At 61.7% G+C, this 26,068-nt stretch carries 31 protein-coding genes; 18 read left to right on the plus strand and 13 right to left on the minus strand.

Features of this window, described 5'->3' with window-relative positions; genetic code table 11:
* Positions 1 to 8: 8 nt before the first annotated feature.
* From H4W29_RS31945 to H4W29_RS31955, 3 genes are all read left to right on the plus strand, one after another.
* Positions 9 to 884: an NmrA/HSCARG family protein gene (locus H4W29_RS31945; protein WP_192733262.1), complete on the plus strand. Its 876-nt coding sequence runs from the start codon at positions 9 to 11 to the stop codon at positions 882 to 884.
* A 270-nt stretch (positions 885 to 1,154) separates the two neighbouring features.
* Positions 1,155 to 1,631 carry a TspO/MBR family protein gene (locus tag H4W29_RS31950; protein ID WP_192732879.1) on the plus strand — a complete coding sequence of 159 codons (477 nt, stop codon included), beginning with the start codon at positions 1,155 to 1,157 and terminating at the stop codon, positions 1,629 to 1,631.
* Positions 1,632 to 1,718: 87 nt separating this feature from the next.
* Complete coding sequence (locus H4W29_RS31955; protein ID WP_192732880.1) at positions 1,719 to 2,522, plus strand: class I SAM-dependent methyltransferase; 804 nt, start codon at positions 1,719 to 1,721, stop codon at positions 2,520 to 2,522.
* 242 nt (positions 2,523 to 2,764) lie between these two features.
* On the opposite strand, the gene H4W29_RS31960 is transcribed toward H4W29_RS31955, so the two are convergent.
* The 4 genes from H4W29_RS31960 to H4W29_RS31975 all read right to left on the minus strand — a co-directional run bounded on the left by H4W29_RS31960 (position 2,765) and on the right by H4W29_RS31975 (position 6,205).
* A complete protein-coding gene (locus H4W29_RS31960; protein ID WP_192732881.1) occupies positions 2,765 to 3,574 on the minus strand; it encodes a hypothetical protein in 810 nt (269 codons plus the stop codon).
* Between the two features lie 239 nt (positions 3,575 to 3,813).
* Complete coding sequence (locus tag H4W29_RS31965) at positions 3,814 to 4,080, minus strand: hypothetical protein (RefSeq protein WP_192732882.1); 267 nt, start codon at positions 4,078 to 4,080, stop codon at positions 3,814 to 3,816.
* A gap of 183 nt (positions 4,081 to 4,263) precedes the next feature.
* Positions 4,264 to 4,896, minus strand: coding sequence for a Vgb family protein (locus H4W29_RS31970; protein WP_192732883.1), 633 nt, complete (start codon positions 4,894 to 4,896; stop codon positions 4,264 to 4,266).
* An 88-nt stretch (positions 4,897 to 4,984) separates the two neighbouring features.
* Positions 4,985 to 6,205, minus strand: coding sequence for an HTH domain-containing protein (locus H4W29_RS31975; protein WP_192732884.1), 1,221 nt, complete (start codon positions 6,203 to 6,205; stop codon positions 4,985 to 4,987).
* Between the two features lie 118 nt (positions 6,206 to 6,323).
* Here H4W29_RS31975 and H4W29_RS31980 point away from each other — a divergent pair, with 118 nt between their 5' ends.
* The 5 genes from H4W29_RS31980 to H4W29_RS32000 all read left to right on the plus strand — a co-directional run bounded on the left by H4W29_RS31980 (position 6,324) and on the right by H4W29_RS32000 (position 10,931).
* Positions 6,324 to 7,109, plus strand: a complete 786-nt coding sequence (locus H4W29_RS31980) for a DUF899 domain-containing protein (protein WP_192732885.1) — start codon at positions 6,324 to 6,326, stop codon at positions 7,107 to 7,109.
* Positions 7,106 to 7,384, plus strand: a complete 279-nt coding sequence (locus H4W29_RS31985; RefSeq protein WP_192732886.1) for a hypothetical protein — start codon at positions 7,106 to 7,108, stop codon at positions 7,382 to 7,384. The genes H4W29_RS31980 and H4W29_RS31985 overlap by 4 nt, the downstream gene beginning before the upstream one ends.
* 47 nt (positions 7,385 to 7,431) lie before the next feature.
* Complete coding sequence (locus H4W29_RS31990) at positions 7,432 to 8,130, plus strand: hypothetical protein (protein WP_192732887.1); 699 nt, start codon at positions 7,432 to 7,434, stop codon at positions 8,128 to 8,130.
* A 178-nt stretch (positions 8,131 to 8,308) separates the two neighbouring features.
* A complete protein-coding gene (locus H4W29_RS31995; RefSeq protein ID WP_192732888.1) occupies positions 8,309 to 9,559 on the plus strand; it encodes an MFS transporter in 1,251 nt (416 codons plus the stop codon).
* A 196-nt stretch (positions 9,560 to 9,755) separates the two neighbouring features.
* Positions 9,756 to 10,931, plus strand: coding sequence for a GGDEF domain-containing protein (locus tag H4W29_RS32000; RefSeq protein WP_192732889.1), 1,176 nt, complete (start codon positions 9,756 to 9,758; stop codon positions 10,929 to 10,931).
* 145 nt (positions 10,932 to 11,076) lie between these two features.
* Here the strand turns inward: H4W29_RS32000 and H4W29_RS32005 are convergent, their stop codons facing one another.
* On the minus strand, positions 11,077 to 11,412 hold the full coding sequence (locus H4W29_RS32005; protein ID WP_192732890.1) for a hypothetical protein: 336 nt from the start codon (positions 11,410 to 11,412) through the stop codon (positions 11,077 to 11,079).
* A gap of 209 nt (positions 11,413 to 11,621) precedes the next feature.
* On the opposite strand from H4W29_RS32005, the gene H4W29_RS32010 reads away from it, so the two are divergent.
* A complete protein-coding gene (locus tag H4W29_RS32010; RefSeq protein ID WP_192732891.1) occupies positions 11,622 to 13,151 on the plus strand; it encodes a DUF1800 domain-containing protein in 1,530 nt (509 codons plus the stop codon).
* Between the two features lie 111 nt (positions 13,152 to 13,262).
* A complete protein-coding gene (locus H4W29_RS32015) occupies positions 13,263 to 14,435 on the plus strand; it encodes a DUF1501 domain-containing protein (protein ID WP_192732892.1) in 1,173 nt (390 codons plus the stop codon).
* A gap of 328 nt (positions 14,436 to 14,763) precedes the next feature.
* On the opposite strand, the gene H4W29_RS32020 is transcribed toward H4W29_RS32015, so the two are convergent.
* From H4W29_RS32020 to H4W29_RS32035, 4 genes are all read right to left on the minus strand, one after another.
* On the minus strand, positions 14,764 to 15,252 hold the full coding sequence (locus H4W29_RS32020; protein ID WP_192732893.1) for a hypothetical protein: 489 nt from the start codon (positions 15,250 to 15,252) through the stop codon (positions 14,764 to 14,766).
* 126 nt (positions 15,253 to 15,378) lie between these two features.
* Positions 15,379 to 15,849 (minus strand): hypothetical protein, encoded by a 471-nt coding sequence (locus H4W29_RS34615; protein WP_246517642.1) that lies wholly within the window; start codon positions 15,847 to 15,849, stop codon positions 15,379 to 15,381.
* Between the two features lie 198 nt (positions 15,850 to 16,047).
* Positions 16,048 to 16,632: a hypothetical protein gene (locus H4W29_RS32030; protein ID WP_192732894.1), complete on the minus strand. Its 585-nt coding sequence runs from the start codon at positions 16,630 to 16,632 to the stop codon at positions 16,048 to 16,050.
* A 4-nt stretch (positions 16,633 to 16,636) separates the two neighbouring features.
* Positions 16,637 to 17,020: an acyl-CoA thioesterase gene (locus tag H4W29_RS32035; protein WP_192732895.1), complete on the minus strand. Its 384-nt coding sequence runs from the start codon at positions 17,018 to 17,020 to the stop codon at positions 16,637 to 16,639.
* 300 nt (positions 17,021 to 17,320) lie between these two features.
* Here H4W29_RS32035 and H4W29_RS32040 point away from each other — a divergent pair, with 300 nt between their 5' ends.
* The gene (locus H4W29_RS32040; RefSeq protein ID WP_192732896.1) at positions 17,321 to 19,141 is read left to right on the plus strand and encodes a methyl-accepting chemotaxis protein; all 1,821 of its coding nucleotides are present in this window, start codon (positions 17,321 to 17,323) and stop codon (positions 19,139 to 19,141) included.
* A 94-nt stretch (positions 19,142 to 19,235) separates the two neighbouring features.
* On the opposite strand, the gene H4W29_RS32045 is transcribed toward H4W29_RS32040, so the two are convergent.
* The gene (locus H4W29_RS32045) at positions 19,236 to 19,667 is read right to left on the minus strand and encodes a DUF6841 family protein (RefSeq protein WP_192732897.1); all 432 of its coding nucleotides are present in this window, start codon (positions 19,665 to 19,667) and stop codon (positions 19,236 to 19,238) included.
* Between the two features lie 135 nt (positions 19,668 to 19,802).
* Positions 19,803 to 20,186, minus strand: a complete 384-nt coding sequence (locus H4W29_RS32050; RefSeq protein ID WP_192732898.1) for a nuclear transport factor 2 family protein — start codon at positions 20,184 to 20,186, stop codon at positions 19,803 to 19,805.
* A 226-nt stretch (positions 20,187 to 20,412) separates the two neighbouring features.
* On the opposite strand from H4W29_RS32050, the gene H4W29_RS32055 reads away from it, so the two are divergent.
* The 4 genes from H4W29_RS32055 (at position 20,413) to H4W29_RS32075 (ending at position 23,098) form a co-directional block, all read left to right on the plus strand.
* Positions 20,413 to 21,771: an extensin-like domain-containing protein gene (locus H4W29_RS32055; RefSeq protein ID WP_192732899.1), complete on the plus strand. Its 1,359-nt coding sequence runs from the start codon at positions 20,413 to 20,415 to the stop codon at positions 21,769 to 21,771.
* 192 nt (positions 21,772 to 21,963) lie between these two features.
* Positions 21,964 to 22,224, plus strand: coding sequence for a type II toxin-antitoxin system ParD family antitoxin (locus tag H4W29_RS32065; RefSeq protein WP_192733264.1), 261 nt, complete (start codon positions 21,964 to 21,966; stop codon positions 22,222 to 22,224).
* The gene (locus tag H4W29_RS32070; RefSeq protein ID WP_192732900.1) at positions 22,217 to 22,507 is read left to right on the plus strand and encodes a type II toxin-antitoxin system RelE/ParE family toxin; all 291 of its coding nucleotides are present in this window, start codon (positions 22,217 to 22,219) and stop codon (positions 22,505 to 22,507) included. The genes H4W29_RS32065 and H4W29_RS32070 overlap by 8 nt, the downstream gene beginning before the upstream one ends.
* Positions 22,508 to 22,516: 9 nt before the next feature.
* A complete protein-coding gene (locus H4W29_RS32075) occupies positions 22,517 to 23,098 on the plus strand; it encodes a DEAD/DEAH box helicase family protein (RefSeq protein WP_192732901.1) in 582 nt (193 codons plus the stop codon).
* A 28-nt stretch (positions 23,099 to 23,126) separates the two neighbouring features.
* Here H4W29_RS32075 and H4W29_RS32080 read toward each other — a convergent pair whose 3' ends face one another.
* The gene (locus H4W29_RS32080; RefSeq protein ID WP_192733265.1) at positions 23,127 to 23,489 is read right to left on the minus strand and encodes a VOC family protein; all 363 of its coding nucleotides are present in this window, start codon (positions 23,487 to 23,489) and stop codon (positions 23,127 to 23,129) included.
* A gap of 197 nt (positions 23,490 to 23,686) precedes the next feature.
* Between H4W29_RS32080 and H4W29_RS32085 the strand changes: the two genes are divergently transcribed.
* Together H4W29_RS32085 and H4W29_RS32090 are read left to right on the plus strand one after the other, a co-directional pair.
* A complete protein-coding gene (locus tag H4W29_RS32085; RefSeq protein ID WP_246517644.1) occupies positions 23,687 to 24,082 on the plus strand; it encodes a response regulator in 396 nt (131 codons plus the stop codon).
* Between the two features lie 165 nt (positions 24,083 to 24,247).
* Positions 24,248 to 24,742 (plus strand): sigma-70 family RNA polymerase sigma factor, encoded by a 495-nt coding sequence (locus H4W29_RS32090; RefSeq protein ID WP_192732902.1) that lies wholly within the window; start codon positions 24,248 to 24,250, stop codon positions 24,740 to 24,742.
* 30 nt (positions 24,743 to 24,772) lie between these two features.
* Here H4W29_RS32090 and H4W29_RS32095 read toward each other — a convergent pair whose 3' ends face one another.
* Entirely contained in the window at positions 24,773 to 25,504 is a 732-nt protein-coding gene (locus H4W29_RS32095) for a Crp/Fnr family transcriptional regulator (protein WP_192732903.1), read from the minus strand.
* 251 nt (positions 25,505 to 25,755) lie between these two features.
* On the opposite strand from H4W29_RS32095, the gene H4W29_RS32100 reads away from it, so the two are divergent.
* Positions 25,756 to 25,989 (plus strand): DUF982 domain-containing protein, encoded by a 234-nt coding sequence (locus tag H4W29_RS32100; RefSeq protein ID WP_192732904.1) that lies wholly within the window; start codon positions 25,756 to 25,758, stop codon positions 25,987 to 25,989.
* The last annotated feature ends 79 nt before the right edge of the window (positions 25,990 to 26,068 follow it).

Genomic DNA, 26,068 nt, shown 5'->3' on the forward strand with positions numbered 1-26,068 from the left:
GTATTGAGATGAGCAACACCAGAACCATTCTCGTATCGGGCGCAACCGGCCAGCAGGGCGGCGCCGTCGCCCGCGCGCTCGCTGCACGCGGCCACCGCGTCAAGGGGCTGACGCGCAGACCGGACAGCGATGCCGGCCGGCGGCTCGCCGCCACGGGCGTCGAAGTCGTCGCCGGCGATCTTGATGACAAGGCTTCGGTCGTGCAGGCAGCGAAGGGCGCCGATACGATGTACCTGATGGGCAACAGCTATGAGGCAGGCGTCGAAGCGGAGACGCGCCAAGGCATTGCGGCTGCCGATGCGGCCAGGGAGACCGGTATCGGCCATCTCATCTATGGCTCCGTCGCTGATGCCGACAGGAAGACCGGCATTCCGCATTTCGACAGCAAATATCTGGTCGAGCAGCATATTGCCGGGCTCGGCATTCCCTACACGATCAGCGCACCGGTTGCCTTCATGGAAAATACCGTCGCCCCCTGGTCGATCGGCGGCCTGAAACAGGGCGTCTATGCTGCGGCCCTACCACCGGCCCGCAAGCTGCAGCAGATCGCCATCGACGATATCGGCCATTTCGTCGCCGCCCTTGCCGAGCGGCGCGAGCAGGTCTTCGGTAAACGTTTCGATATTGCCGGCGACGAACTCTCCGGCGAGGAGCAGGCGAAGATTCTCACTGAGGCGATCGGCCGGCCGGTCCGTTTCCAGGAACTGCCGATTGCGGCCATGCGCCAGCAGAGCGAGGATGCGGCGCTGATGTTCGAATGGTTCGACCGCACGGGCTATTCCGCCGATATTGCCGCCTTGCGCCGGGATTTCCCTGAGGTCGGCTGGCACAGCTATGCGGACTGGGCGAAGGGCTTTGATTGGAGCGTGCTCGACAAGGCGTGAGGGGCGCAGGTTTATAGGTGTGACAACCGCAGCTTCCATCATCCTCGGGCTTGTCCCGAGGATCTAATCCTCGTCCTATTCGTAAAGGCGTTGTAGATGCAAGGGACAAGCCCGAGCATGGCGGAGGTGGGGCCGGGTCTGTGCTCACGTGGCAACGTTCTTCTCACCCCTGCGCTGTCGGGAGGCACCGGGGTGATTGCGAAACGGAGAGCGAAGAAGAGACCGCTCTTGACGGCTGCGCGGCGGACGCCAGTTCAATCGTCACTCAAAATGGGGATTCTGGCGGGGGGTCGGTTGCACCGGTTTGATCATTATCTCGTTTTCATTCTGCTCACGCTCGGCGGCGGGCTTCTCATCGGTCTCATCAATCTGCCGGATGAATGGTACCAGTCGCTCTCCAAGCCCTGGTTCACGCCGCCGAACCGGCTGTTCGGCCCGGTCTGGACGATCCTCTACATCCTCATAGGCATTGCGGGTGCGCGGACATATGCGCGCAGCAGGCGCTCGCCCGTCATGACCAGCTGGATCGCCCAGCTCGTCCTGAATTTTGCATGGTCCCCAGCCTTCTTCGGCCTTAGATCCCCGAGCCTGGGGTTGATGATCATCATTCCGCTGCTCTTGCTCATTCTGGCCTTTATCGGACTGTCGTGGAAGCGTGACCTGATATCGGCGGTCCTGTTCATGCCCTATGCCGTTTGGGTGGCTTATGCGACGGCGCTCAATGCTGCCATCGTTGCCTTGAACTGACGGCTTTGCTTGCCGCGCGGCTCGCGCAGTTCTAATGTTGGGGCAGACATTGTCCCGTTTACTTGCCTCTTTTTGGGGGAGACTGCGATGCCGTCGAGTTTCAATGTCGAAAGTGCAGATGGTTATGAGCAACTGATGGGGCGCTGGAGCAGAAGGCTCGCGCCCGGGCTCATCGATTTTGCGGGACTTGCAGATGGAGAAAGCGTTCTCGATGTCGGCTGCGGCACGGGAAGCCTCACCTTCGCGCTGGCGGAACATCCCGGTCTCAAGGCGATCACGGCCATCGATTTTTCGCCTGTCTTCGTCGAGGCCGCAAGCCGGCGCAACACGGACCCGCGCATTACCATCCGGCAGGCCGATGCCTGCGCGCTGCCCTTCGAGGATGGGAGCTTCGACCGCGCACTCTCGCTGCTCGTGCTGCATTTCGTGCCCGAGGCAGACAGGGCGGTGGCGGAGATGCGGCGTGTCGTGCGTCCGGGCGGTGTCGTTGCCGCCGCCGTCTGGGATCATTATGGCGGCATGTCCGGCATGCGCATGATGTGGGATACGGTGGCCATGATCGATGCCAATGCGCGGGCGATGCGCCGTCGCTATTCTTTCCAGCCGATGATGCGGGCGGGGGAAATGAAGGCGAGCTTCGTCGGAAACGGCCTCGTCGATGTCGAGGAGACGTCGCTGACCATTCGCATGGATTACGTCTCGTTTGCCGATTACTGGGACCCGATCGCTGCGGGCGAGGGCCCGCTCGGCAAGTATGTGGCAGGGCTGGATGCGTATACGCGCACGAGGGTCGATATCGCGGTGAGGGATGCCTATGAGGCCGGGGAGCCGGACGGGCCGCGGTCGTTTGCCTCGGTCGCCTGGGCGTGCCGGGGCAGGGTTCCGGGGTGAGCTAGATTTGACGAGGGGGATATCGACAAGTGGCTGGACCTTCGCACATCTCTGGCGTCGCGCGGCATTTTGCCGCCTGGGAACAGCCGGAGTTGTTCACGGCAGAGCCGCGGACCGCTTTCAAGCCGCTGCGCGACCAGATCTGACACGCGCCAAGCCGAGGGCGGCGCCGCGATCAACACATCTGATGATGCGAGCGCCATCGTGGGGGCGTCCTCAACCGCTGTCGTCAACGGATGGCTCTACTCCCGCCGAAAGCCCTGCGATTGGCTCTGTCCACTGCTGCTCTGCGACTGCCCGTCACCGCGATCCGCCGTCATCTTCCGCGCGCTATCCTCAATCGTTTCGCTGCGCCCGGATGCCATCTTCGGCACCCCGGTTTCCTCGGCACCATCGGCGACGGTCCGCTCTTCGACCGTATAGGCGCGCACGCGGGGCGACCCGTTATCGACGTCGCGCCTGCCGATGCGCGGGTTTTCCCCGGCGACCGGACCGGCCTCGTCGGATACGGTCGACGATGCCATAGCACGTTCTGTTGCAGTCCGATCCGGTGCGAAGGCGTCTTCCGTGACGGTCATGTCGCCTTCCGCCGCGCCGTTGCGTTCGTAGCTCGAGACGTCATAGGCCGCGGTCGAGCGCTGAGCTTCCCAGCCTTCGCGGCGCCAATGGTCGGCGCGTTCGTCCATGTCGATCGAGCCTTCGTCGTCAAGGATGTCATGCGCGGTTTCATAGCTTGCATCGTCGACCTGCACGGATACGAGGAAGCCGCCGCGGCGCAGGCCCTCCGCATAGACGGCACGGTCTTCATCGGGGAAGAGCCAGCCCTCCAGCTTCGTCCAGAAACCGGAGCGGTCGTCGCTTGCGACATTGGCGCGGTCACCGTCGGCCTCGTAGCCTGGCATAAGGCGGATCGAACCCGCCGGGATGCCCGCATCCCTCAGACGTTCGACGCTGCGTTCGGCGTCGTCGCGGCTGTCGAAGAAGGCGGTAAGGGTGCTCGTCGCCGTGCCCGTCGCAATGCTCGGCGTGTTCTCATTATGGAGATTTGCCATGTGATCACTCCCTGGCTTTTCGATCGTCATCGATGCGCTTGATGCCATGGCTGCTCCGGCAGCCGGCTTCGGCGCTCTGCAGATGACAACGGGTGCGATTCCGGAAGGTTCCAAGAGGCCGGACGACGCGATCCCGCGTGTCGCCGCGCTCTTCTTCAATCCCTCAACGGAAATGGATTGTGGTGGAAATGGCGAGCCCGGCATCGCCGGAGACGGATATGCTCAAGCACATCGGGCGGTCAAACACTGGATTTCCGGCGGTCACGGTAGGAGCCGAGACTGACGACATTCGGCCCAAAGTCTCTGTCTTGGGGTGCTTCGTCTCTTCCTTGGGGGGCTTCGCCTGGCCGTTCGCCAGCCGGCCGAGCTTCCTTCACCGGCACCTGGATCTGCGCGCGCAGATCCCGGACGCTGCCATAGAGCCGCGCCACCAGCTTGCGGTAATAGTCGACGATTCGCTGATGCTCTTCGCGCGCGATGTATCGCTCCTGAAACCGCTGAACCATGTCGTTCTCACCTTATCGATTACAGCAGGGAAACTTCCCGCAAGGCGAGGCGGTTCCAGTGAGATTCTCGTATGGTTAAGGTTTCGTTGCCGTCCGCTCTTTCCGTCCGCCGAAATCAGTGTCTTCAGGCAATCGGTTGCCGCCCCGCCAGCCCTTCAGGAATGGGCGACGACCCACCATTCCTCACCGCGGCCGCCTGATCGCCCGTACCTTGCCGCTGCCGCCGCCACCGGCGTAAAACAGGTCGGCGCCATCGGCCTCGAGCCCGGAAACGCCGGTTCCCTCGGGCATATCAAGCCGTTCCAGCACGTCGCCGGTCTTGGGGTCGATGCGCCTGATATCGCTCTTGTCGTCCTGCCAGGTGGCGTGCCAAAGCTCGCCGTCCACCCAGGTCACGCCGGTGACATGGCGCTTGGATTCGATGGTGCGCAGGATCTCGCCGGTCTCCGGGTCGATCTGGTGGATGCAGTTTTCGCGGTACTGGCCGACCCAGAGACTGCCTTCGCACCAGGCCATGCCGGAATCGGCGCCTTTGCCGGGGGCGGGGATGGTGGCGACCACGGTGCCGGTCTCGGGATCGATCTTGCGGATCTTGTCCTCGGCGATCTGGAAGATGTAACGCCCGTCGAAAGCGGTGCCGGCATGGGCGGCGACATCGATGGTCGTGAATTCCGCCCCGGTTTCGGGGTCCAGCGCCCGCAGGTTCTCGCCGGCGGCAAACCAGACCCGACGGCCATCATAGGTGACGCCGCCGATATTGCGCGTGCCCTCGAAGGGGCCGTATTCCCTGACGATTTCTGCCTGTGATGTTTTCATGGTGCTCCATCCTCTTTTTGACACCGGATCTTTGCTTTTCGCGCAATTCCGGACGCAAAACCGCTGCACACTTTTGCTGGAATTGCTTTTATTCGCTCGGCAGCGGACCGGGGAGTAACAATGTTGTCGGGAAGCCGACGACCGGCGGCATCATCCAGCGGCGTGCTCTCCCGTTGCCGAAAAACTGCACCTTGCCGGCCGCTTCAAGCGCGTCAAGCGCTCGCTGCACCGTACGCGAGCTCAAGCTCAACGCAATTGCGAGCGCCGTGCTGGACCAAGATTCGCCGTCGGCGAGAAGCGCCAGCAGGAAGGCGTGCTCCTCCTCGACCGGCGGGGCGAGCACCACGACTTTACGCCCGTCATGCGGCATGAGCGCAAAGCCGTGGCTTGTCGCCTTCACCTCGGCAAGATTGGCAAGGGCGCCACGCAGCCGGCCGATCTCGACGCGCAGCCGCGCCCGGTGGGATTCATCGGCATGGCGGGCGCGGAAGGCTCGGGCAAGCAGGATCGAACGGATGACATCGGAGGGCGCAGCCTCGGCGAGCGTGCGGGCGAGCGCAAACAGCACCGGGCGGCTTGCGAGCGGCACGATCTCGCTGCCCGCGCGCACCACGTTGCGGCAGGCATCGATGACGAGCGTATCGGAGGCAAGCAGCGCCTCGACCTCACCGAGCTGCAGCAGGCGTTCCCTGCCGTCATCGATCAGCCGGGCGGCAGGCGCTTCCAGAACCTTTGCCGCATCGCACACTTCGACCGCGAGCGCCGGTATATCGGCTTTCCGCGCCGCTTCGGTCGCCCTTGCCAACGCAGCGCGCGCCGGCTCCGTCCGCACCCGGCGGATTGCGACGCCGGCGACGGCAAGTTCATGGCCGGCGCGGGCGGCAGGCGGCAGCGGCGAGGGGTCGAGATCGGCGAGCAGCTTTTCGGCTGCATCGAGATGGCCGATCAGCAGCAGGCGGCGGATCTGCAGGTTGCGGGCATGGGCGGCGTTGACGCGGTCGCCACGCCTTTCGAGCGCTAGGCGCGCGCCTTCCAGCGCCTTTTCCGGCCAGGTAAGATCCCGAGAGACGAGGGCAATTTCGGCCTCCGCGACGATGCAGCGGGCGCGGGCCACGGCCTCGCGCGGGCCGAATGCCTGGGCAGCGCTCTTCAGCAGTGCCTTGGCGCGCGTGAGATCGCCGAGCTGGGCCATCGCGATGCCCCGCAGCGCCAGCGCCGGCGGGTCGTCGCGCAGCGCCACGCGCTTCATTGCGCCCACCGCATCTCCCACGGCCAGCGCCTGTGCGGCAGCTGTTATCAGCGAGTCCATCGGAATCCCGTCACACTTGTAACTCCCACCCCTCGGGCAACAAGACCTAGTTTATTCCCCATCGGCAGGCAACGGCCCGCCGTCTGATACGTTTCAACGCAATGAGAGGAGAAGACCCATGATGATGCACAAAACCGGAACACGGGCGGAATGGCTGCAAGCGAGGCTGGCGCTGCTCGAAGAGGAAAAGGCGCTGACGCGCCGCAGCGACGAGATCGCGGCCAAGCGTCAGGATCTGCCCTGGGTGAAGATCGAGAAGGACTACCAGCTGGAGACGGAAGCCGGCATCGTGCCGCTTGCCGCGCTCTTCAAGGGTCGTTCGCAGCTTCTCGTCTACCATTTCATGTTCGGCCCCGACTATACGGCGGGCTGCCCTTCCTGCTCGTCGATCGCCGATGGCTTCAACGGCGTCTTCGTGCATCTGGAAAACCACGATGTGGCTTTCAGCGCCGTCTCCCGCGCGCCGCTCGCCAAGCTTCTGGAGTTCAAGCGCCGCATGGGCTGGACCTTCGACTGGGCCTCATCATCAGGCAGCGATTTCAACCGTGATTTCAATGTCTGGTTCACACCGGAGGAACAGCAGAGCGGCGGCATCGAATACAATTACCGCCGCGAACCGCCGATTCCTGATGTACTGCAGAAGCAGAGCCCGAGCGGCGAACAAGGCCCGGCGGACCTGATCGCCTCGATGACCGGCACCGACATCAACACTTTCGCCCGCGAGCGGCCTGGCCTCAGCGCCTTTATCATGCGGGACGGCGATATCTACCACACCTATTCCTCCTATGCCCGCGGGCTGGATGGCGTGTGGGGCATGTATCAGTGGCTCGACCGCGCGCCGCTCGGCCGCAATGAAGAAGGCGTCTGGTGGCGCCACCACGACCGCTACGGGGCAGGGCAATGAGCACGCGTTCGAAGATGGGGGCCGGCAATAGCGCCGGCCCGCTTCTGCCCGGTATCGCGCGGTGGCTGTCGCTTGCGGCGGCACCCACCTTTGCCGTGATGGCGGTTCTCTCGGCGAGCGAGCCGGCGGCAGACATGATCTGCTCGATGGGCGGGATGCCGATGCATGGCGCATCGGTCTTCAGCGGCATGATGGCGATGTATGGGCTGATGAGCCTGTTTCATGTCGGCCCGTGGCTCAGGTGGATGGGCGGAGAAGGTAGCTTTCGTCGTTAGTAGGGCGGCGGAGGCTGGAATGTTTCTGAGATAAATTTGACCTGCCGTTGAACATTGCCTGCCTGCACGAAAAAGTCGTATGGAAATCTAATCGACAGCAGCATTTGGAGCGCGAGTTGCGGATATTTACGATCGCATGCGGAATGCTGGCAGCAATTCCGGCTTTCGGTCAGGATCAGAAACTGGACCCATCTTGCGCTGAGTTGAATGATGCCTTTGCCGCGACGCGATCGACCGCTATGTACAGCGAGAAGCTCTACGACATTGATGCGAATGGCGAGCGCAAACTCCAGTTCGAGCACCGGTTCAATCCGGACACGGAGTATCACAAGCGGCTGGAAGCGGCGGGTTGGGAGCGTTATCCCCGCGTGAATTGGGCTCTCGCCGACGAAGGCGGCCCGAAATACACGTCCTGCGCATTCATCGCGGAAGAGCGCGAGGGCGGCGTGCCAGTCCGGCACTACAGCGGCACGTGGCGCCAGAAAGCCCTACAAGCCGATACGGACATCTGGTTCCGTGCCGATGACAAGCGGTTTGTCCGGGTCGAGAGGCGCTTCAGGGATGTGGAGCACGCAAAGTCGGCGTTTGGATTGACCAGCGGCACCGTTCTGGAAGTCTTCGATTATGATCCGCTCGCGAGTGCTGCGCCTGATGGACCTTTCGAGGACGAAAACTGGATTTCAAGAACTTGGAATGGGATCGCGAGCGGCCTTCCGGGCGGTAACGACGATCCAACGGAGAAGTAGATCTGGCTTCTGGTTGCCTGTTTGCACAATCCCCCAATCGCGCCGATGTGATGGAACCCGGTCAGCAATCCTGACGTTTCCGCCACGCTGTCCCCCCACAGCAAGCCCACCCCGACACCCCTTCCGACGGCACCCGGATTGCCCCGCTTCGCCGCCGCTTTCGGACGGAGAAACACATATGTCCGCATTGGCAAGTCTGCGCGCGCTCACGCCGCAGCAGCGCAACACCGTGATCGCCAGCTATCTCGGCTGGACGCTCGACGCTTTCGATTTTTTCATCCTTGTCTTCGTTCTCAAATATATCGCCGAGGAGTTCCATACCGACGTTCCCGCGGTGTCCGTGGCGATCTTCCTGACCCTTGCCATGCGGGCGCTCGGCGCCCTGATCTTCGGGCTGGCGGCAGACCGTTACGGGCGGCGCATCACGCTGATGGTGGATGTGCTGCTCTATTCGCTCTTCGACTTCCTCACCGGTTTTTCGACCGGGCTCACCATGTTCCTGGTGCTACGCGCGCTTTACGGCATCGCCATGGGCGGGGAGTGGGGCGTCGGCGCCTCGCTCGTCATGGAGACGGTGCCGGAGGAAAGCCGCGGCATCGTCTCGGGCATCCTGCAGGCGGGTTATCCCTCCGGCTATCTGATCGCCTCGCTGCTGTTCTTCCTGCTCTTTCCGGTCATCGGCTGGCGCGGCATGTTCTTCGTCGGCGTGGCTCCGGCGCTGCTCGTGCTCTATATCCGCCGCAATGTTCAGGAGAGCCCGGCCTTCGTGAAACGTCAGCAGCAGGGGCGCCGGTCATTCCTCACCGTGTTGCGCGAAAACATTCCGCTCTTCATCTGGGCGGTGCTCCTGATGACCGCCTTCAACTTCTTCAGCCACGGCACCCAGGATATCTACCCGACCTTCCTCGAAAGCCAGCGCAACTATTCGAGCTATACGGTCGGCGCGATCGCCATCGTCTATAATATCGGAGCCATCCTTGGCGGGTTGTTCTTCGGAGCTTTGTCGCAGCGCATCGGCCGCAAGCGGGCAATTGTCATCGCCGCGCTGATCGCCGTACCCGTGGCGCCACTCTGGGCTTACGGCTCCGGACCGGTGCTGCTCGCGATCGGCGCCTTCCTGATGCAGTTCTTCGTGCAGGGCGCCTGGGGCATCGTGCCCGTGCATCTCAACGAGCTTTCGCCTGACGAAGTGCGCGGCACATTCCCCGGCTTCGCCTACCAGCTCGGCAATCTGCTGGCCTCGGGCAATGCGACGATGCAGGCCGACCTCGCTGCCCATTGGAACGGCGACTACGCCTATGCGTTGGTCATAGTGGCAGTGATCGTCGCTGTCGTCGTAGCAGTGCTTACGGGCCTCGGCTACGAGAAGAAGGATGTGCGCTTCGGCACGGAGGAGGCCGAGGAGCCGCGTGGCGCGATGCGAATATAGCGCTGCCTGCGGCCATGAAGGCCGGCGGCGAAAGCTGCCGGCCTTTCCTTGTGGTCACCCCTGCAGGCTCCCGGCTGTTGCATAATGCCTAGTTCTTGTAGGAATTTCTGATCCCGGCCGGTTTCTCCTTTTTTAAGATCATTGTCCTAGCGTCTCCGAAGCGCCGGTTCTGTATTGCGTCCCGCCGCGAGGGATCATGGATAGTAATTTCGCCTTCCTGCTGCCGGTCATGATGCTGATTTTCGGCTGCACCTTCCTGATCGTCGCCCGGTTCGGGTCGCGGGAAGCGAAGTTGTGGGGGCCGGGCTATCTTTTTGCCGCGGCCGCGTTTTCCGTTCCGCTTTTCGACAGCCTGCTCGAAGAGCGCACCGCCTCTGCCATTGCCGATGCGTTGTTCCTTCTGACCTTCATTTTCTATTCCGGCGCCGTGCTTGCCCGTTTCAAACGGCCCTCCTATTTGCGGCTGCGTCTTGCCTTTGCCGGGGTGATGTATGCGGGCATGCTCTATGCGGCGCTGGTGGCCGTCAGCATTCCGGCAGAGTTCCTGCTGAATGATGTTGCCTGCGTGGCGCTGCTCGGCTTTGCCGTTGCCGTCAGTCTGCGGCACATGCGCCATGCGGCCGACAAGCTGCTGCTTGTCGTCTCCGGTCTCGTCATTGCCGATATCGTCATCCGCAATGCGGTCTTCGTCTTCATCGTGCCATCCTATGGCGGCCACGAGGATTTCATCTCGTCGCAATATGCCTTCAGCATGCAGGCGGCGGCTTCCATCCTGACACTGATGTTTGCGCTTTCAGCACTTGCGGCAACGACGCTCGATACGATCGCCGCGCATCGCAATGCTGCAGAGCGCGATCCGATGACCGGCATGCTGAATCGGCGCGGCTTCGACCGCATGGTCGAGGAACGCAAAGGGGCGCAAGGCGCCGTCATCATCTGCGACATCGACAATTTCAAATGGGTGAACGACACGTTTGGTCACGGACGCGGCGATGAAGTGATCCGCGCCTTTGCCGAGATGCTGCAGGCGCGGATGCCGGAAGGCGGCTTTGCAGCGCGGTTCGGCGGCGAAGAATTCGTGATCTTCCTGCCGGCAACGTCGCCGGCTTCGGCGGCCGATTTCGCCAACCGGGTGCGGCTTGCCTTTGCCGCTGTCGACCGCAAGCCGATCGGGTCCGACGGCGGGATCACCGCAAGCTTCGGCGTTGCCGGCGCCAATCCGGCCGATCATTCCCTCTATGAGCAGATCGCGCGCGCCGACAAGGCGCTCTATGCCGCCAAGGAGGCGGGGCGCAACAAGGTGATGGTCGAGGGCGAGCCGCCGCGCGACATGTCCAGCCCGCGAGTGGTCTCGGTCAACAGGGGCTGCTGAGCGATTGGCCCTGCTTCTGCCGGTCAGGCGAGCGAGGTGATCACGCTGATCGGGTTGGCTTTGATTGCAATTGGCGCGTCGTTCATCTCCGGGATGGGTGAATCGGGATGTCCGCCCTGGCGGCTGGGATTTGTCGCGGCCGCCGTCACCAGACGATGACGACAGGTTCGACTTCCAGGTCTGCCGTTTCACAGGCTTTGACAAAGTCGACCACGCAATAGAGCCTTGGGTCGCGCTCGTCGGCATCCACGCAAATCCGGTCCCTGTAGGTTTTGAGCGAGGGAAGCAGTGTTCGCGCTTCAGGGGGCCAGATCAGGATGTGATCGTTTGCGCGTTCCAGCGATTCCAATATGCCCGCCAGCACTTCTTTCGCATCGGCGTTGCCACCATGAGCGACCGCTTCCTCCAGAACGGTTTCGAAAGCGGTTGCCGACTTGTCCTCACCATGGAACGATCCGCAGAAGATGTTGACGCCGCCCATTCTCACATCCGTCGATTTTGAACCCTCGTATTAATAACAGCGGTATCAAGGACGGACAAGTTGGAAAATGCGGCAGTGCAACACAGCTATCTCAACGATTTCAATAGATTACAAATCGTCCATGTCGGAAAAACGCCGCATTTCCTACACCTTGCCGTCGCAATTGGCTGAGACCCTGTCACTATCTGGTGATGAGGAGGTGAGCGGTCATGAGCCTGTCTTTTCCGACGATGGCGGCGATCCGTTTCGGTTACGGGCTGCGGCCGGGCGTGGCCCCGCCGCAGACGAAGGATGATCTGATCGGACAGGTGACGCTCGTCGCAAACGGCGTGCCGGGCTTTCCCGTCGGCGGCATCGAGGCCCGGCATACTGCGATCCTCGATCTGCAGGACAGGCTGAAACAAATCCGGCAGGCCGATGGCGACGATCTCACCCGCCGGCAGCAGCGTCGGCTTCTCCAGCGCCGGGCGCAGGTGCTTTTCCAGATGGATGCCAATGCGCGCCTGATGCAGGCGGTGCTTTCGCCCGACGGGTTCAACGAGCGGCTGGCGACATTCTGGACCAATCATTTCTCCACGAGTGCTGCGAAAAGCCTGCCGATGCGCCTGATCGTGCCGCTTTACGAGGCGGAGGCGATCCGGCCCTATATGGGAGCCAAGTTTGCGACGCTGCTGCGCAGCGCCACCGAGCATCCCTCCATGCTGATCTATCTCGATCAGGCGCAGTCGCTGGGGCCGGATTCCAAGGGCGGCATGCAACGTAACAAGGGACTGAACGAAAATCTCGGCCGCGAGCTTCTGGAGTTGCATACGCTCGGGGCGGGCAGTGGTTATACGCAGGCCGATGTGCGCTCGGCGGCGATGGTGCTGACCGGACTGACCGTCGACCAGCAGGCGATGGAGACGGCTTTTCGTCCGCAGATTTCTGAGCCCGGCGCACATGAGGTGCTTGGGGTCAGCTATGGCGGGGCCAAGCGCACGCGCAAGGATTATCTCGCGATGCTTGACGATCTCGCGGTCAATCCAAAGACGGCCGCGCATATCAGCCGCAAGCTCGCGGTGCATTTCATCTCGGACCAGCCGCCGCAGGAGATGATCGAGGCCATGAGCGAGGCGTGGAAGAAGACGGATGGGGATCTGACCGCCGTCTACCGCGCCATGCTCGACCATCCGGCCGCCTGGCGGGATGAAGGTGCCAAGGCGCGCCAGCCTTTCGATTTTATCGTCACCGGTTTGCGGGCGCTGAACAGCGGTTCGGGGGCAGGCGATGTCGCTGCCTTCATGCAGGCCTATCAGCAGGACGATGCCGACAACGACGAGATGATGGCGATGCCGAAGAAGGATGCAGCGCCCGCTGCCGACGGGCAGGCGATGATGCAGGCGCCGCCAAGCCCTGAGGACGAGGCGCGCATCAAGCGGCGTAAGGCGTTCCAGATGGCCCGCGCGCTCGGGCAGGGCGCTCTTCGCCGCATGGGCCAGCCGACATGGCTGCCGCCGAGCCCGGCCGGATTCGAAGAGAGTTTTTCCGCCTGGATCACCGCAAGCCAGCTTTCCGAGCGGCTGTCATGGGCGCGTCGTGCCAGCGCTCAGTTCGCTGGGGATGTCGATCCGCGGGACTTCCTGAAGGCGACACTCGCCGATGCCGCCCGCGATGAGACGATCCGCGTCGTTTCGCAGGCACCGAACAGGGTGAGCGGCCTGACTTTGGTTCTTGCCTCCCCCGAATTCAACCGGCGATAGAGAATCCCCGTTTTCTTCCGAAATACGGACATTCTCTATCTCTCTATTTCACGCAGTTCCGGACGCAAAACCGCTACTCACTTTTGCTGGAATTGCTTTTAGGAGCCTGTCATGACGGAGTTTACGCTTTCCCGCCGCGGTTTTCTGACCTCCGCCTGCTGTCTCGCAGCAGCACCGATCTTTACGCCGGTGACCTTCGCGGCCATGCCCGGCGACAAGCGCTTCGTGACGATCGTGCTGCGTGGGGCGATGGACGGGCTTGATCTCGTTCAGCCCTATGGCGATGCCGGCTTTGCCGCACTTCGCCCGACGTTGTCGCTGACGCCGGACAAGGGGCTCATTGATCTCGACGGACATTTCGGGCTCAATCCAGCAGCGGCCGATCTCATGCCGCTGTGGAAGGCGAAAGAACTTGCCTTCGTGCATGCGGTCTCCACGCCCTATCGCGACCAGCGCAGCCATTTCGATGGGCAGGACATGCTGGAATCCGGCGGCGAGCATGTGGCCGAGGAGAAGACCGGCTGGCTCAACCGGGCGCTTGCCGTCATCCCGCGTTCGGATGCCAGGAAGGCGATCGACGTCAACACCTCCACCGAACTGATCCTGACCGGGCCGAACAATGTCGATGTCTGGGCATCGGATTCCAATCTCGGACCGGCCAAGGACGAGATGCAGTTCCTGATGCGGCTCTATGCCGGCGATCCGGCTTTCGCCAAGGCGATGGACGAGGCGATGCGGGCAAACAGCGCCTCCATGATGGCGGAACCTTCCGGCCAGCGCGGCGAGAAGATCACCGATGTCGCGGCCCTTGCCGGTAACATGCTGAAGGGCGATTACCGCATCGCCAGCTTCTCGATAACAGGCTGGGATACGCATGTCGGCCAGCTCGCCCAGTTCAAGCGGCCGGTGCAGGATCTGGCACAGGCGATCACGACGCTGAAAGCCACGATGGGCGCCGATCTCTGGTCGAAGACGGTGGTGCTCGCCATGACGGAATTCGGTCGCACGGTACGGGAGAATGGTTCTGGCGGGACGGATCACGGCACGGGTGGCTGTGCGGTACTGGCGGGTGGCGCGATCGATGGCGGGCGTATTCTCGGCAGGTGGCCGGGGCTTGCCGATGGTGCGCTGCTGGATGATCGCGACCTGATGCCGACGGCAGATGTGCGGGAGCTGGCGGCGGCAATGCTTTATCGGCAGTTCGATGTGTCGGCGGAAGATCTGACGGGGAAGATTTTTCCGGGGTTGAGTTTCGACGAAGGATCACAGTTCCTGCGCGCTTGAGGCGAGGGCTTTTGGTGGCACGACGGGCCACCCCAACCTCCCTCATTCCTGTGCTTGTCACAGGAATCCAGCCAGCTTGCGTCCGTAAGCTGAAAGGACCCTGTTGCACGGAGATCAATTCGGAACTGGATATTCCGTTGTATCTGGCAGGTTGTTGGCGTGGCTGAAGAGGCGAGAGTCTCCCGCCGCGTGGACACGCGGCCGCTGGATTCCTGTGACAAGCACAGGAATGAGGGAGGCGGGCGCTTTCTCTCAAACCGGAGCGCAAGCTGGAGGAAGGTGTACCAATCCTCTCAGATCGCATGGGCAAGCCGAAAGCCGACGCCAATCAGGCCTCGTCCTCCGTACCGCCATTGAGCTGCAAGCCGTTCAGGACGGAAAGAATGCTCTGCCAGCTCTGATAACCCGAAGTCGGGTCGCCGGCACGGCCCTGCGATTCGATCTGGTCCATCTCATTGTTGGCAATGCCGATGAAATCCTGCGAGGTGCTGTCATAGGCGGAGCTTTCAGCATCCGAGAGCGGCAGCAGTGTGCCGTCGGGGCCGATCTTGCCGAAGGGGCGGCCGGAGAGCTGTAACTGCAGGACCTGGGCGAGATCCAGCTCGCCGGAATCATAGAGATCGCCTGAGAGTTCGCGCATTTCGGCCGGCGTCATGTGGCTGAAATCGTAGGAGCCGCCGTCTTCCTCGCCCGACGTGTCCTCGCCGATGGACTGGTCGAAATCATCGAGGCTTGCGGCAAAGTCCGAGCCAGCGGTGGCGCCTTTCTTCTGGGTTGAAAAGGCGGAATAGCTTGGTAGGCTTCCATCGATACGCATTGACAGTCTCCAGTCTGGTTCATCCTGACGGGGCGGACAATGCTTGCCTGTACTTGCGCGAAGCTGGTCTTTGGTGCTGCGAATTTTCGTATTGTTGGGAGTTGCTGTGCAGGACCGGCTCTTCTGCTAATTGCTGATGAAGAAGTCGCGGTCCTTGTAATCGATCTCAACCCAGTCGAGCCCTTCGGCCTCTTTTGGCAGAGCAATTGCGAAAGTTACGCCGTCCTGCGTGAAGATCTTCAAGCCCCGTAGCCTGTCCGTCAGCTGTGCGCCCAAAATGAAGTGCGGACCGCGTCTGGTAATCTCGCCCGTCATTTCATTGTGCAACACGCTGGAAAATACCCAACTGACTGTCGGTATCATTTCTTTGTCTCGTTCGCTTCGAGCCATATATGCGCCGAAGGTGCGGACTTCGTGTAGAGCACTTCGGGTAAGATGGACTTTCACGTTGCGATGCTCCTGATACGTGCCGGCGACGATGGCAGTATAATTCAGCGTTGCGGCCGTTTGATACGCAATCAATGTGCGTAGGGTCGGGTTGGTCGTCGGATGACCTCGTAAATTCGACGCTGCGGTTTTTGCGGGCCGGTACGCCAACCTCCCTCATTCCTGTGCTTGTCACAGGAATCCAGCCGGCTGCGTCTGCAAGCCGAAAGGACTCATTAAAACAACACCATGAAAGGGACTGCCTCAAAGGCAAGAGTCTCCCGCCGCGTGGACACGCGGCTGCTGGATTCCTGTGACAAGCACAGGAATGAGGGAGGAGAGGGACGCGCCTCCTCAAAAGTCCTTCCCTCAAATCACATCATAAAGCCTGAAAATCCATGTGATCTGGTAAATCAATCCCGCCGTCACGAACACCGCATGAAACCGCCTGTTCGCCGTCCATGCCGCAACCACACACAGCACAATATAGACGGCGTTCCGCAACGGATATTCCCATCCGAGCGCCGCGAGATAGGCTTTCCCCTTCAACAGCGTATCGAGAAAATCAACCACATAGGTCACGGCCAGCATGCCGAAAAACCATCTTCGCCGGGAGATGAAATATTCCTCGTAGCCGCCGTAATCCTCGATCGTCGTTGGGAAGATCAGCACGCAGAGGAAAAAGAACAGGCAGCAGAAGCTGATGAGGAAGAGGTAGACGCCGAAGGAGATGACGGCGAGCGACTGGAGGCGATATTCCCACCACCAGAAATGGATAATGAACAGGAACATCGAGGCGACCCAGCCGAGATGCACCCAATAGACCCTGAATTTGCCGGGCGACTGCACGATACCGCCGAGGCCGGTCAGCAGGCGGGCGAGCGAGAGCCCGATCACCATCGACATCACGGTGCGGATGTAGACATAGACCTCCGGTGTCGCGACCGCCTGCATCGTCTCACTCCTGGGGGACGAGCTTGGGTTTGCCGTCTTCGTCGAGTGCGACCATGATGAAGGTACCGGCGGTAACCTTTTCCTGCTGATTGTAGCGCGAGCGATGCGCCCAGGCCTCTACGCGCAGTGTGATCGAAGTGCGGCCGACACGCTCGATATCGGTATAGACCGACAGCGTATCGCCGATCTTGACCGGCAGCTCGAAGGCCATTTCCTTGACGGCGGCCGTGACGACGCGCCCCCTGGCGCGCTCGGCGGCGCGAATGCCGCTCGCCAGGTCCATCTGCGCCATGACCCAGCCGCCGAAGATATCGCCGGCCGGATTGGCATCTCCCGGCATGGCAAGCGTACGCAAAGTGAGTTCGCCTGTCGGCTTGGCATTGGTCATCAAGGGCTCCCATCTCGCCGGTGATTCATTTGGAATCACCCTAATGCAAAGGCCAAGCGGTCCGGAAGCCCGTAAAAACACCGGCTTCCGCAATGCCCCTAAAAAATAGCGGTCCGTCGCGGAGAAATCCTGAATATCGAAATTCTGTTCCGATTCAAATACTTGCCATCTCAACAAGCGTCGCGCGCCCGATTGCCTCACGTAACGTTATTTCATAGTATTCTAATAAAGCTTTACCGTCCGGTAAGCGGCTCATATCAGTATCTGCTGATTGTCACACACGAGAGCCGCCGGAACCCCATGCGCAACATCAGGATTTCAACCCGCCTCTACAGTCTCGTCGCCTTCGCGCTCGCCGTGCTGGCCGCAACGATGATCTTCTTCCTCAACTATTCCTATCGGGAGCTGGAAGCCGAGCGCAAAGCCGGCCTGGCGCAGATGGATGCCACGGCGCTTGCGATCTTCGACAAGTACTACAAGCTGGAGCAGGCAGGCACGATGACCCGCGAGCAGGCGCAGGCGGCGGCCAAGGACGTGATTGCCGCCATGCGCTATGGCGGCGGAACCGGCTATTTCTGGATCAACGACATGCATCCCACCATGGTGATGCATCCGGTCAAGCCTGAGCTCAACGGCACGGATCTTTCGCAGAACAAGGACCCGAACGGGAAATTCCTGTTCGTCGAATTCGTCAATACGGTGAAGGCGAGCGGGCAGGGCTTCGTCGATTACTACTGGCCGAAGCCGGGCGCGGACCAGCCTGTGCTGAAATATTCGCATGTGGCGGGCTTTGCGCCCTGGGGCTGGATCGTCGGCACAGGTGTCTATGCGGACGACCTTGCAGCGCTCTATTATCAGAATGCGATCTGGACGACCGTGGTCGGTCTCATCGGCGCGCTCGCTACCATTGCCATCGCCTATGCGATCGTGCGCAGCGTGACGGCGCCGGTTGCGCGCCTGAAGGCGGCGATGAATGCGATTGCCGATGAGAATGCCTCGGTTGATATCACGGATGCCGATCGGCGCGACGAGATCGGCCAGATGGCGAAATCGCTGATCGTGCTGCGTGATTCCGTTGCAGAGCGGGCAGAACTCCGCATTCGCGAAGACGAGCGCCAGCAGGAGATCGAAAGCGAACGGCGCGGCAACGAGGCGAGCCTGCGCTCGTCCTCCGAACGCCAGACGGCGGCGATGCACGCGCTCGGCGCCGGGCTGGAGCGGCTTGCGGCCGGTGATCTGACGGTTGCGATCGACGATATCGGCCAGGATTATGCCAAGCTCCGTTCCGACTTCAACGCGGCGGTCGATGCGCTCAACGGCGTCATCCATGCGATTGCGGAATCGAGCCATGTCGTCAATGACAGCGCCCGCGATATCAGCCAGGCGACCGGCAATCTTTCCAAGCGCACCGAGCAGCAGGCTGCAGCGCTCGAAGAGACGGCAGCGGCGCTCGACGAAATCACCGCCACGGTTCGCACCGCCTCCGAGCGCGCCAACGAGGCGCGCAGCATGGTGGCGGAGACGAAGACGAGTGCCGGCAAGTCCGGCGAGATCGTCCGCAATGCCGTCTCGGCCATGAGCCGCATCGAGGATAGTTCGAGCCGCATCAACCAGATCATCGGCGTGATCGACGAAATCGCCTTCCAGACGAACCTCCTGGCGCTCAACGCCGGCGTGGAAGCGGCGCGTGCAGGCGAAGCCGGCCGCGGTTTTGCTGTCGTGGCACAAGAGGTGCGTGAGCTTGCCCAACGCTCGGCAAATGCGGCCAAGGAGATCAAGACGCTGATTTCGAGTTCGGCAGCCGAAGTCGAAGGCGGCGTGGCGCTGGTGCGCTCCACGGGCGATGCGCTGGTCGAGATCGAGGCGCTGGTGAACCGCGTCAATGCCCATGTCGACTCGATTGCGACGGCGGCCCGCGAACAGGCAACCGGGCTGCATGAGATCAACACCTCGGTCAACCACATGGACCAGATGACCCAGCAGAACGCCGCGATGGTCGAGGAGACGACGGCCGCCAGCCAGACGCTGGCGGAAGAGAGCCAGCAGCTGCGGGCGCTGCTGTCGAAATTCCAGCTGCGCGGCCAGGCCGGGCAGGGTGCACGATACGGCCGGGCTGCTTGATAGGCTGGTAACGATCTGACGAGAAAGGGCCGTGGCATTGCAGCCGCGGCCCTTTGTTTTTCCTCCGAAGGCAAATCAGGCCTGGCAGCAAGCGTCAGCCAATACCGTGTTGCTTCAAGAGCGCCTGCTCGTCGCCCGAAACCCAGCCGAAGACTTTCGCTTCCCCATCCAGAACCTGCACGAGGTAATGGACATCGAAGTCGATTTTCGTGTCCGGCTCGCTCTTGCGGGCATAAGTCGCCGTCCAGGCGACATGCGCCACGCAATGGCTCTCATCGATTGGCGAGAGGCGAACATGCCGAAGTGTCATCTCCTTCGTGCCAATGGCGCGATAGTGCTCATAACCCTGCGACATCATCCGCTTGAGCTCATCGTCATTCTTGCCCGACATGACCCCGGCGGGCGATGCGGCGATGATATCTGAGGCATAGAGGGTGGCGACCTCATCCATATCGGCTCTGCCGGCGAGGGCCTGCCGGAAAAGGCGTTCATAGCGCTCGAACAGTTTGCTTACCGCTGCTTCCATCCGCTGCTTTCCAGAGTAAAAGGACCGGGCTGCTGGTGCAGTAGTTATGGTGCTGGCTTGAGATGCCAATAGGTCCGAAAGCAACGATCAGCATTTGCCGGATCGTCAGAGCTCAATCGGCAATCAGTTGCGAGGCTATAGCCGGGCCGGCGTGCCCTGGTGGAAGAGCATCTGCCATCGCCGTCCATCGTGTTTCCAGATGGAGCTGCGCAGCACATGCCGCTCTGATCCATTAGCCTGCGTGCGCCAGGTACGATAGGTCAGCAGGGCGGCATCGGCCGAAATCGGCGTCAAGGCATAGTCGCCGGAATGCAGTTCGCCGTTGTCGGCGCTGTCGTCTTCCTGCAGCAGAAGCCCGATCATAACGTCGCGGCGATAAACCGTCCCGGATGCGCCGAATTCGCCAAAGCCATCTGCCAGCAGGTCTTCGAGAGCTTCGCGGGAGCGACGTATCTCCGGGTGATGCAGGGACTCTTCAAGCGTGCGGAGGTCTTCCATGCGGATCTCGGGTGGGATCATCGGGTCTGCTTCTCGAAGTTTGCCGGAAAGTTATAGCAAGCCGGCTCATGGCAACAGCTCGCAGGTGTGGTGGATACGCTTTAGCCCCGCGGTGTAGAGATACCTCTCTAACGAGTGCCGACGCTCCCTGTCAGTCATTCTCCACACGTAAAGCTTTCATTCACCGTTTTTAATTAAATTTGAATCGAGGTTTTCCGATCACAGGCCGCATGCGGAAGCGATAAGTATGGCGTTTCTTTCCCTTCTCCGGCGTACCGCCCTGCCAGTCCTGCTTTCTACGGCGTTGACGACCTGTTCGGTCAGCGATGGGCTGGTGCCGCCTGAGAATGTCGATAGCAGCACGCGCGTCAGTTCGATCACGCCGGCGCGGGGCGGGGCCATGCGCATGGCCCCGGTTCAGAGCCAGCAACCCTATCCCGTCGCCAGCGCGCCCGTCGGCAATACGCAGGGGCAGATCGATTATCTCGATACACCAAACCTTGCCGGAACGGGCCAGCAAATGCGCGCGCCGGCACAGCAATCGGCGCCCATGGCCGTGCCGCAGCAAGGGCAGCGGCGCCTGCCAATGATCGATAGCGATGAAGCCCTGGCACAACAGAGCCAGCAACCGGCATCCAGCGGCAACTGGGGTGGCGTGCAGCCGCTCGCCATTCCCCAGGGCGGCGTCAACATGGACGAGGAGCTCGGTGCCGGGCCGGGCAATCAGCCGGTCGTCGGCCTGGCGCAGGAGCAACAACAGCAGATCGCCGAGGGCAATACCACCGAACCTGTCGTCGACGGTATCGGCACGGAAAGTCCCACGCAGATCAATCAGCGGAACATGCCGCAACCGGTCGCGGCCAGCCAGATGAGCCGCGCGCCGGTGCGTACCGCTCGGGACAATGGTGCCCAGACCTGGAGCGACGGCAGCCCGGTTATGGCGCCGACACGCGTGCCGGAAGAGGACGAGCCGGAAGAGGTCGCCATGCTGCGGCCGAACAATCCCATGATGAGCGAGTCGGCAGCCCCGATCGATCCCGGCGCCATGCCTGCCTCGGAGATCTCCTGCCGGCGCGAGCTGAAGCGCATGGGCGTCATCTTCGAGGATCGCCCGCCGATCTCCAACGGGCCGGCCTGCCAGGTGCCATATCCGGTGTCGCTGAAGGGCCTCTCCGGCAATATCGGCGTCAAGCCGGCGGTGATCCTGAACTGCCAGGTGACACTCGCCTTCGCCAAATGGGTGAAGAACGAGCTCGCACCATCGGCCCGCTTCCGTTACTGGACCGGCATTCAGACCATCGAGCCGCTCGGCGGCTATTCCTGCCGGCGCATGAACAACAGCCGTCAGAGATACAATCCGATTTCAGAGCATGCGAAGGGCAATGCCATCGATGTCGGCAAGTTCGTGCTGAAGAACGGCCACAAGATCGACGTGCGCAAGAAGGGGCTGTTCTCCTTTCGCGAAGGGCGCCTCCTGAAGGCCGTGCGCAGCGACAGCTGCAATTATTTCACGACGGTGCTCGGCCCGGGCTACAATCCCGAACACTGGAACCATTTCCACTTCGATCTCATGTCGCGCAGGGGCGGAAGAGCTGTTTGCAAGTAGGCGGAGATCACGGGAATGCCTGCGTCACCTCGATCATGCCGACGATGGCGGCGTTGAAGCTGTCCATCTCTTCGGCCGGTATCCAATATTCGAGATGCGCCCGGCCGCGGGCTTCCACCGCCCGCAATATCTAACAATATTTGTTAGATTTTGCGAGGTGTGCTATAGAGTTGGAAAATGAAGGCTACGAACATGCGCACCCTCACTATATCCCTCACGCCGCATCAGGCGTCCATGTTGGAAAACGCCGTCGAAAGTGGCGGCTATGCCTCCAACAGCGAAATCGTGCGCGATGCGCTGCGCCTATGGGAGCAGCGGGAGGAAGTCCGGCAGATGGAGCTGGCACGCCTAAAAAAAGCTTACGACGAAGGCATGGCGAGTGGCGAGGGGCGTAGCGTCACTGCCGACACGCTTCTGGCGGAGCTGAAGGCGGAAGCGCGCAAGCGTGGCTAAATACATTCTCAGCCCGCGCGCCGAAGAAGATCTGCGCGACATCTGGCGTGCCATTGCGCCCGACAACGAGCGCGCTGCCGACGCGCTGTTGCGGCGAATTCTGGACAAGGCCGAGCTGGCGGCCGAGCATCCACACATGGGGTCGATGCGTCCCGATCTCAGCCCCACGGCGCGGATTCTGATAGAAGGGCGTTACATCGCCGTTTATGAGCCGATGCCTTATGGCATCTTCGTGGTGGCGGTCGTCTACGGCCCCCGCGACATCGAGAATTGGCTCGACTGACACACTCTGATGACCAGCCTTTTCCTCCTGCTCATCGGCTTTCCAGGCACCGGCAAGCTCACCATCGCCAAGCGGCTGAGCCCGCTCTTTTCAGCAAGGATCATCGACAATCACTGGGTCAACAATCCGGTGCTCGGGGTTCTCGATCATGATCTGACGAAGCCGTTGCCGGAGGAGATCTGGGAGCAGACGGGCAGGGTGCGGCAGGCGGTTCTGGATACGATCGTCGCTTTCAGCGCACCGTCGGCCAATTTCATCTTCACCCATGCCGGCTTTCAGGGCGACCAGCGTAGTCATCGGACCTTCAGGCAGATCGCCGATGCTGCCGAGCAGCGCGGGTCGCTGCTGGTGCCGGTGCGATTGCTTTGCGAGGCAGAGGAACTGGCGCGGCGGGTGGCGATACCGGAGCGGCGCGAGCGGCTGAAATCGGTCAATGCCGAGGCGTCGCGGGAGCGAAGCCGGACGCTGCAGGTGCTCGATCCCGAGCATGCCAATACGCTCAATCTCGATGTCACCTTGCTTTCTGCAGAGAAGAGTGCGGAGGCCGTTAACAGGCACGTGCAGGATCTCCTGGACCTGCCGCGCAAGTGAAAGGCTGGGCCGAGGCTTCGGGAAGTCCTCAACGCTCTGTCCGGAAGGCTCTGCTGGAAACCTGGATCGAATTCTGGCATGGGTCCTTGGCATTGGCAAAGACGTAGCCGTCCGTCTCATGGATCGGCCCGAATGTCAGGCCGTTGCCGGCGCATTCGGCGCAGAAGGCTTCAACGTTCTCGACATCGAAGACCAGCTTGACGACGGACTGCCCGCTGCGCTGTCCCCTGGCGGCCCGATGCAGCATGATATTGGCGCCGCCGTCCTGCGAAACCAGCTCGACAATCCGGTCGCCGGGCAGCGGCATGGGCTTGAAGCCGAAATGTGTCTCGTAGAATGCGGCGGTCTTCTCGACATCGCCGGCGTAGATCACCAATCGGTTCAGTGGCAAGACGGCCTCCAGCAAAGTCATGTTCGATGCGCCCTGCATCGATACGTGCGGCAGAGTTTGCCATGGGCCGCCGGGCCGGAACAGACCGCTTTCGTTGCCTTTCTGCAGGCCGGTTGGATATCCTGACCTTGCGCCGGAAACCATTGCTGCGGTGAACAGTTAGGGACACTCAGCCTGATCCCCGGGGGATGAGGCGATTGCGGGGATGGATGGAGATCGGCGATCTCAGGCTCATGGCGGGAAAGCATCTGCTCATTGTCGAAAGCGGTGATCTGATTGCCGACGCGGTGCGGCTTGCGCTGGAACAGGCCGGGGCCGTCATCGTCGGGCCTGCATCGTCAGTCGAAATCGGCCTTGCGCTGTTCGATATAACCAGGGTGGATGCTGCCATCCTGGATATCCGTATCGAAGGGGAGACGGTGTTTGCGCTCGCCGAGCGGCTGCAGGATGCCGGAATACCCTTTGTCTTTGCGATATCTCACGCCGATACGGATATTCCCGCGGGATACGGCGGTTACCGGCTCAGCGAAAGCCCTGCCGCACTTGCACAGATCGCCAAGGCGCTTTTTGCGGCCCACGAAAACGGCAGCTGATGGTCGGCCGGCTTCGGATGCAGTCAGCGCCCCATTGTGCGGTATCGTACCAATATGCCGTTTATGGAACGAACAGCAGGCTGCCCCCTTTTCCCCTGAGCACTTGGGACCTTCGATGCTGTAGGTCTCTCCATCAACGGCCCTTGCGGGCCAGGGAGCTGGACTATGAAACATTCCACCGAAATTCTCCAGGAGGAGGTGGTGGCGCTCATACCAGCGCTCAGGGCATTTGCCCGCACCTTTTACCGATCGTCCGCCGATGCGGACGACCTCGTGCAGGAAACGCTTGTCAGGGCGCTCGGCAATATCGAGCAGTTCAAACAGGGCACGAGGATGAAATCCTGGCTGTTCACGATCATGCGCAATGCCTTCTGCACGCGCTTCCGCCTCAGGCAGCGCGAGACGCTCGGTGCGGACGAGTGCGCCTCCTCACAGGGCAGCGTGCCGGCGGATCAGGAATGGCATCTGCGCGGCCATGAGCTGGAAGCCGCCTGCGGACACCTGCCGGAGCCTTACCGCGCCGCCTTCGCTTTCGTCTTTGTGGACGGGCGCTCCTATGAGGAAGCGGCAGACCACTTTCATTGCCCGATCGGCACCATCAAGAGCCGGGTGAACCGTGCCCGCCAGCGCATCGCGCACGATATCGGCTACTATCACTAGGCGGATTGGCGCTGGACCGAACTATCATCGCTAAACAGTGTCCGGCTGTTTGAGCTCGCCGATAAGCCGGCGATATTCCTGCTCCGCGCGACCGTAGGAATCGCCGGCGAATTCTTCGAGGCCCGCCCGGTCGCGGACAATGACTATGCTGCGCTCCGACAAGATCAGCTGCCTGCCTTCGAGATCATGCAGCGCGGTGGTGATGCTGGCGCGCCTGACAGACAGCATGAGGGCCAGGAACTCGTGCGTCAGGCCGATGCGGTCGCCGTCGATGCGGTCGTGGCACATCAGGATCCAGCGCGCCAACCGTGACTCGATGGAGTCATTGGCATTGGCGAGCGAGGTGAAAGCCGCCTGGATGATGAAGGTCTGGACATAGCGGTTCAGGAGCCTGCGCAGCGATGGCACGGCCTCTAGCGCTTCCTGCAACGGCTCGACGGCGATGCGCGAACCATGGCCTTCCAGCTGTACGAAAATGTCGAAGGTCGCATGTGTGCTGTCGAGGATCGGCGTCAGCGGCACAATGCCTTCGCGCCCGACGATGCCGACCTCGCTCGATCGTTCGGCCGCCGATCTCGCAATGATCGAGGCGATGCCTTCCTCGATGAAGTAGCAATATTTCACCTGATGGCCCGAGGTCGAAAGCGCAAAGCCCCGCGGCAGACCAAGCGGCTCCAGATGAGGTGCAAGATGTCGTCTTGCCTCCTCGTCGATCCTCGCAAGCAATATGTTATTGCCGGCCGCATAAAGCGCCTTGTCCATGACCTTCCTCTTCGTTGGCCTTCAGACTCGGCACTACGGCCGAAGTTCCCGGTTGCATTCGATCTGGCGGATTCCTGCCGTCCATTCAGCCTGCGCGCGCCCGAGGCTTCCGGCTTGTCACCAAATGGTGATTCCGTTCGGGACATCAGGAGTGCCTGGGCGGGAACTTTATGCTGGTCGCCGCGTTTGGGGGCGGAAACGATCGAGCCAAGGCAGCGCCGCTAGTCATCATGCCAGATTGGACTACACCCTTGCATATCCGGCTTCCCGGCCAGGAGAGCCTTATTACCGTGCGTGGAACGGGCCATGCGGCGGCGCTTCTTGCCGAAAAATGGCCCGTCACCCACGGTCTGGCCTTCGAACACGCGCTGGCGTCCTTCGCGGCCGTCCTGGAGGGCCATATTCTGCCCGACGAGGCGCGGGAAGCCTTCATCGATGCGGCGGATGCCGCCGGTGTCCGTTGGTCCAGCGACGATGGCGCCTGATATTGCGATCATGGGGTGGTTCCGGTAAGGCGCGAAATGACACCCTAAGCGACAATGCGACTTTCACGTCACACAACAG

It is taken from the genome of Rhizobium viscosum (assembly GCF_014873945.1).
In the GTDB taxonomy this organism is placed as follows: Bacteria; Pseudomonadota; Alphaproteobacteria; order Rhizobiales; family Rhizobiaceae; genus Rhizobium; species Rhizobium viscosum.

Coding starts and splice junctions, on each gene's coding strand:
- H4W29_RS32020 (WP_192732893.1), bottom strand. CDS start 15,252: ATGCGTATCGATGGAAGCCTACCAAGCTATTCCGCCTTTTCAACCCAG.
- H4W29_RS32055 (WP_192732899.1), top strand. CDS start 20,413: ATGGCGTTTCTTTCCCTTCTCCGGCGTACCGCCCTGCCAGTCCTGCTT.
- H4W29_RS32075 (WP_192732901.1), top strand. CDS start 22,517: ATGACCAGCCTTTTCCTCCTGCTCATCGGCTTTCCAGGCACCGGCAAG.
- H4W29_RS32095 (WP_192732903.1), bottom strand. CDS start 25,504: ATGGACAAGGCGCTTTATGCGGCCGGCAATAACATATTGCTTGCGAGG.
- H4W29_RS32000 (WP_192732889.1), top strand. CDS start 9,756: ATGGATAGTAATTTCGCCTTCCTGCTGCCGGTCATGATGCTGATTTTC.
- H4W29_RS31980 (WP_192732885.1), top strand. CDS start 6,324: ATGATGATGCACAAAACCGGAACACGGGCGGAATGGCTGCAAGCGAGG.
- H4W29_RS31965 (WP_192732882.1), bottom strand. CDS start 4,080: ATGGTTCAGCGGTTTCAGGAGCGATACATCGCGCGCGAAGAGCATCAG.
- H4W29_RS32045 (WP_192732897.1), bottom strand. CDS start 19,667: ATGGAAGCAGCGGTAAGCAAACTGTTCGAGCGCTATGAACGCCTTTTC.
- H4W29_RS32090 (WP_192732902.1), top strand. CDS start 24,248: ATGAAACATTCCACCGAAATTCTCCAGGAGGAGGTGGTGGCGCTCATA.
- H4W29_RS32040 (WP_192732896.1), top strand. CDS start 17,321: ATGCGCAACATCAGGATTTCAACCCGCCTCTACAGTCTCGTCGCCTTC.
- H4W29_RS31985 (WP_192732886.1), top strand. CDS start 7,106: ATGAGCACGCGTTCGAAGATGGGGGCCGGCAATAGCGCCGGCCCGCTT.
- H4W29_RS31955 (WP_192732880.1), top strand. CDS start 1,719: ATGCCGTCGAGTTTCAATGTCGAAAGTGCAGATGGTTATGAGCAACTG.
- H4W29_RS32065 (WP_192733264.1), top strand. CDS start 21,964: ATGCGCACCCTCACTATATCCCTCACGCCGCATCAGGCGTCCATGTTG.
- H4W29_RS32010 (WP_192732891.1), top strand. CDS start 11,622: ATGAGCCTGTCTTTTCCGACGATGGCGGCGATCCGTTTCGGTTACGGG.
- H4W29_RS31995 (WP_192732888.1), top strand. CDS start 8,309: ATGTCCGCATTGGCAAGTCTGCGCGCGCTCACGCCGCAGCAGCGCAAC.
- H4W29_RS32005 (WP_192732890.1), bottom strand. CDS start 11,412: ATGGGCGGCGTCAACATCTTCTGCGGATCGTTCCATGGTGAGGACAAG.
- H4W29_RS31960 (WP_192732881.1), bottom strand. CDS start 3,574: ATGGCAAATCTCCATAATGAGAACACGCCGAGCATTGCGACGGGCACG.
- H4W29_RS32035 (WP_192732895.1), bottom strand. CDS start 17,020: ATGACCAATGCCAAGCCGACAGGCGAACTCACTTTGCGTACGCTTGCC.
- H4W29_RS31945 (WP_192733262.1), top strand. CDS start 9: ATGAGCAACACCAGAACCATTCTCGTATCGGGCGCAACCGGCCAGCAG.
- H4W29_RS32030 (WP_192732894.1), bottom strand. CDS start 16,632: ATGCAGGCGGTCGCGACACCGGAGGTCTATGTCTACATCCGCACCGTG.
- H4W29_RS32050 (WP_192732898.1), bottom strand. CDS start 20,186: ATGATCCCACCCGAGATCCGCATGGAAGACCTCCGCACGCTTGAAGAG.
- H4W29_RS31950 (WP_192732879.1), top strand. CDS start 1,155: ATGGGGATTCTGGCGGGGGGTCGGTTGCACCGGTTTGATCATTATCTC.
- H4W29_RS31975 (WP_192732884.1), bottom strand. CDS start 6,205: ATGGACTCGCTGATAACAGCTGCCGCACAGGCGCTGGCCGTGGGAGAT.
- H4W29_RS31970 (WP_192732883.1), bottom strand. CDS start 4,896: ATGAAAACATCACAGGCAGAAATCGTCAGGGAATACGGCCCCTTCGAG.
- H4W29_RS32015 (WP_192732892.1), top strand. CDS start 13,263: ATGACGGAGTTTACGCTTTCCCGCCGCGGTTTTCTGACCTCCGCCTGC.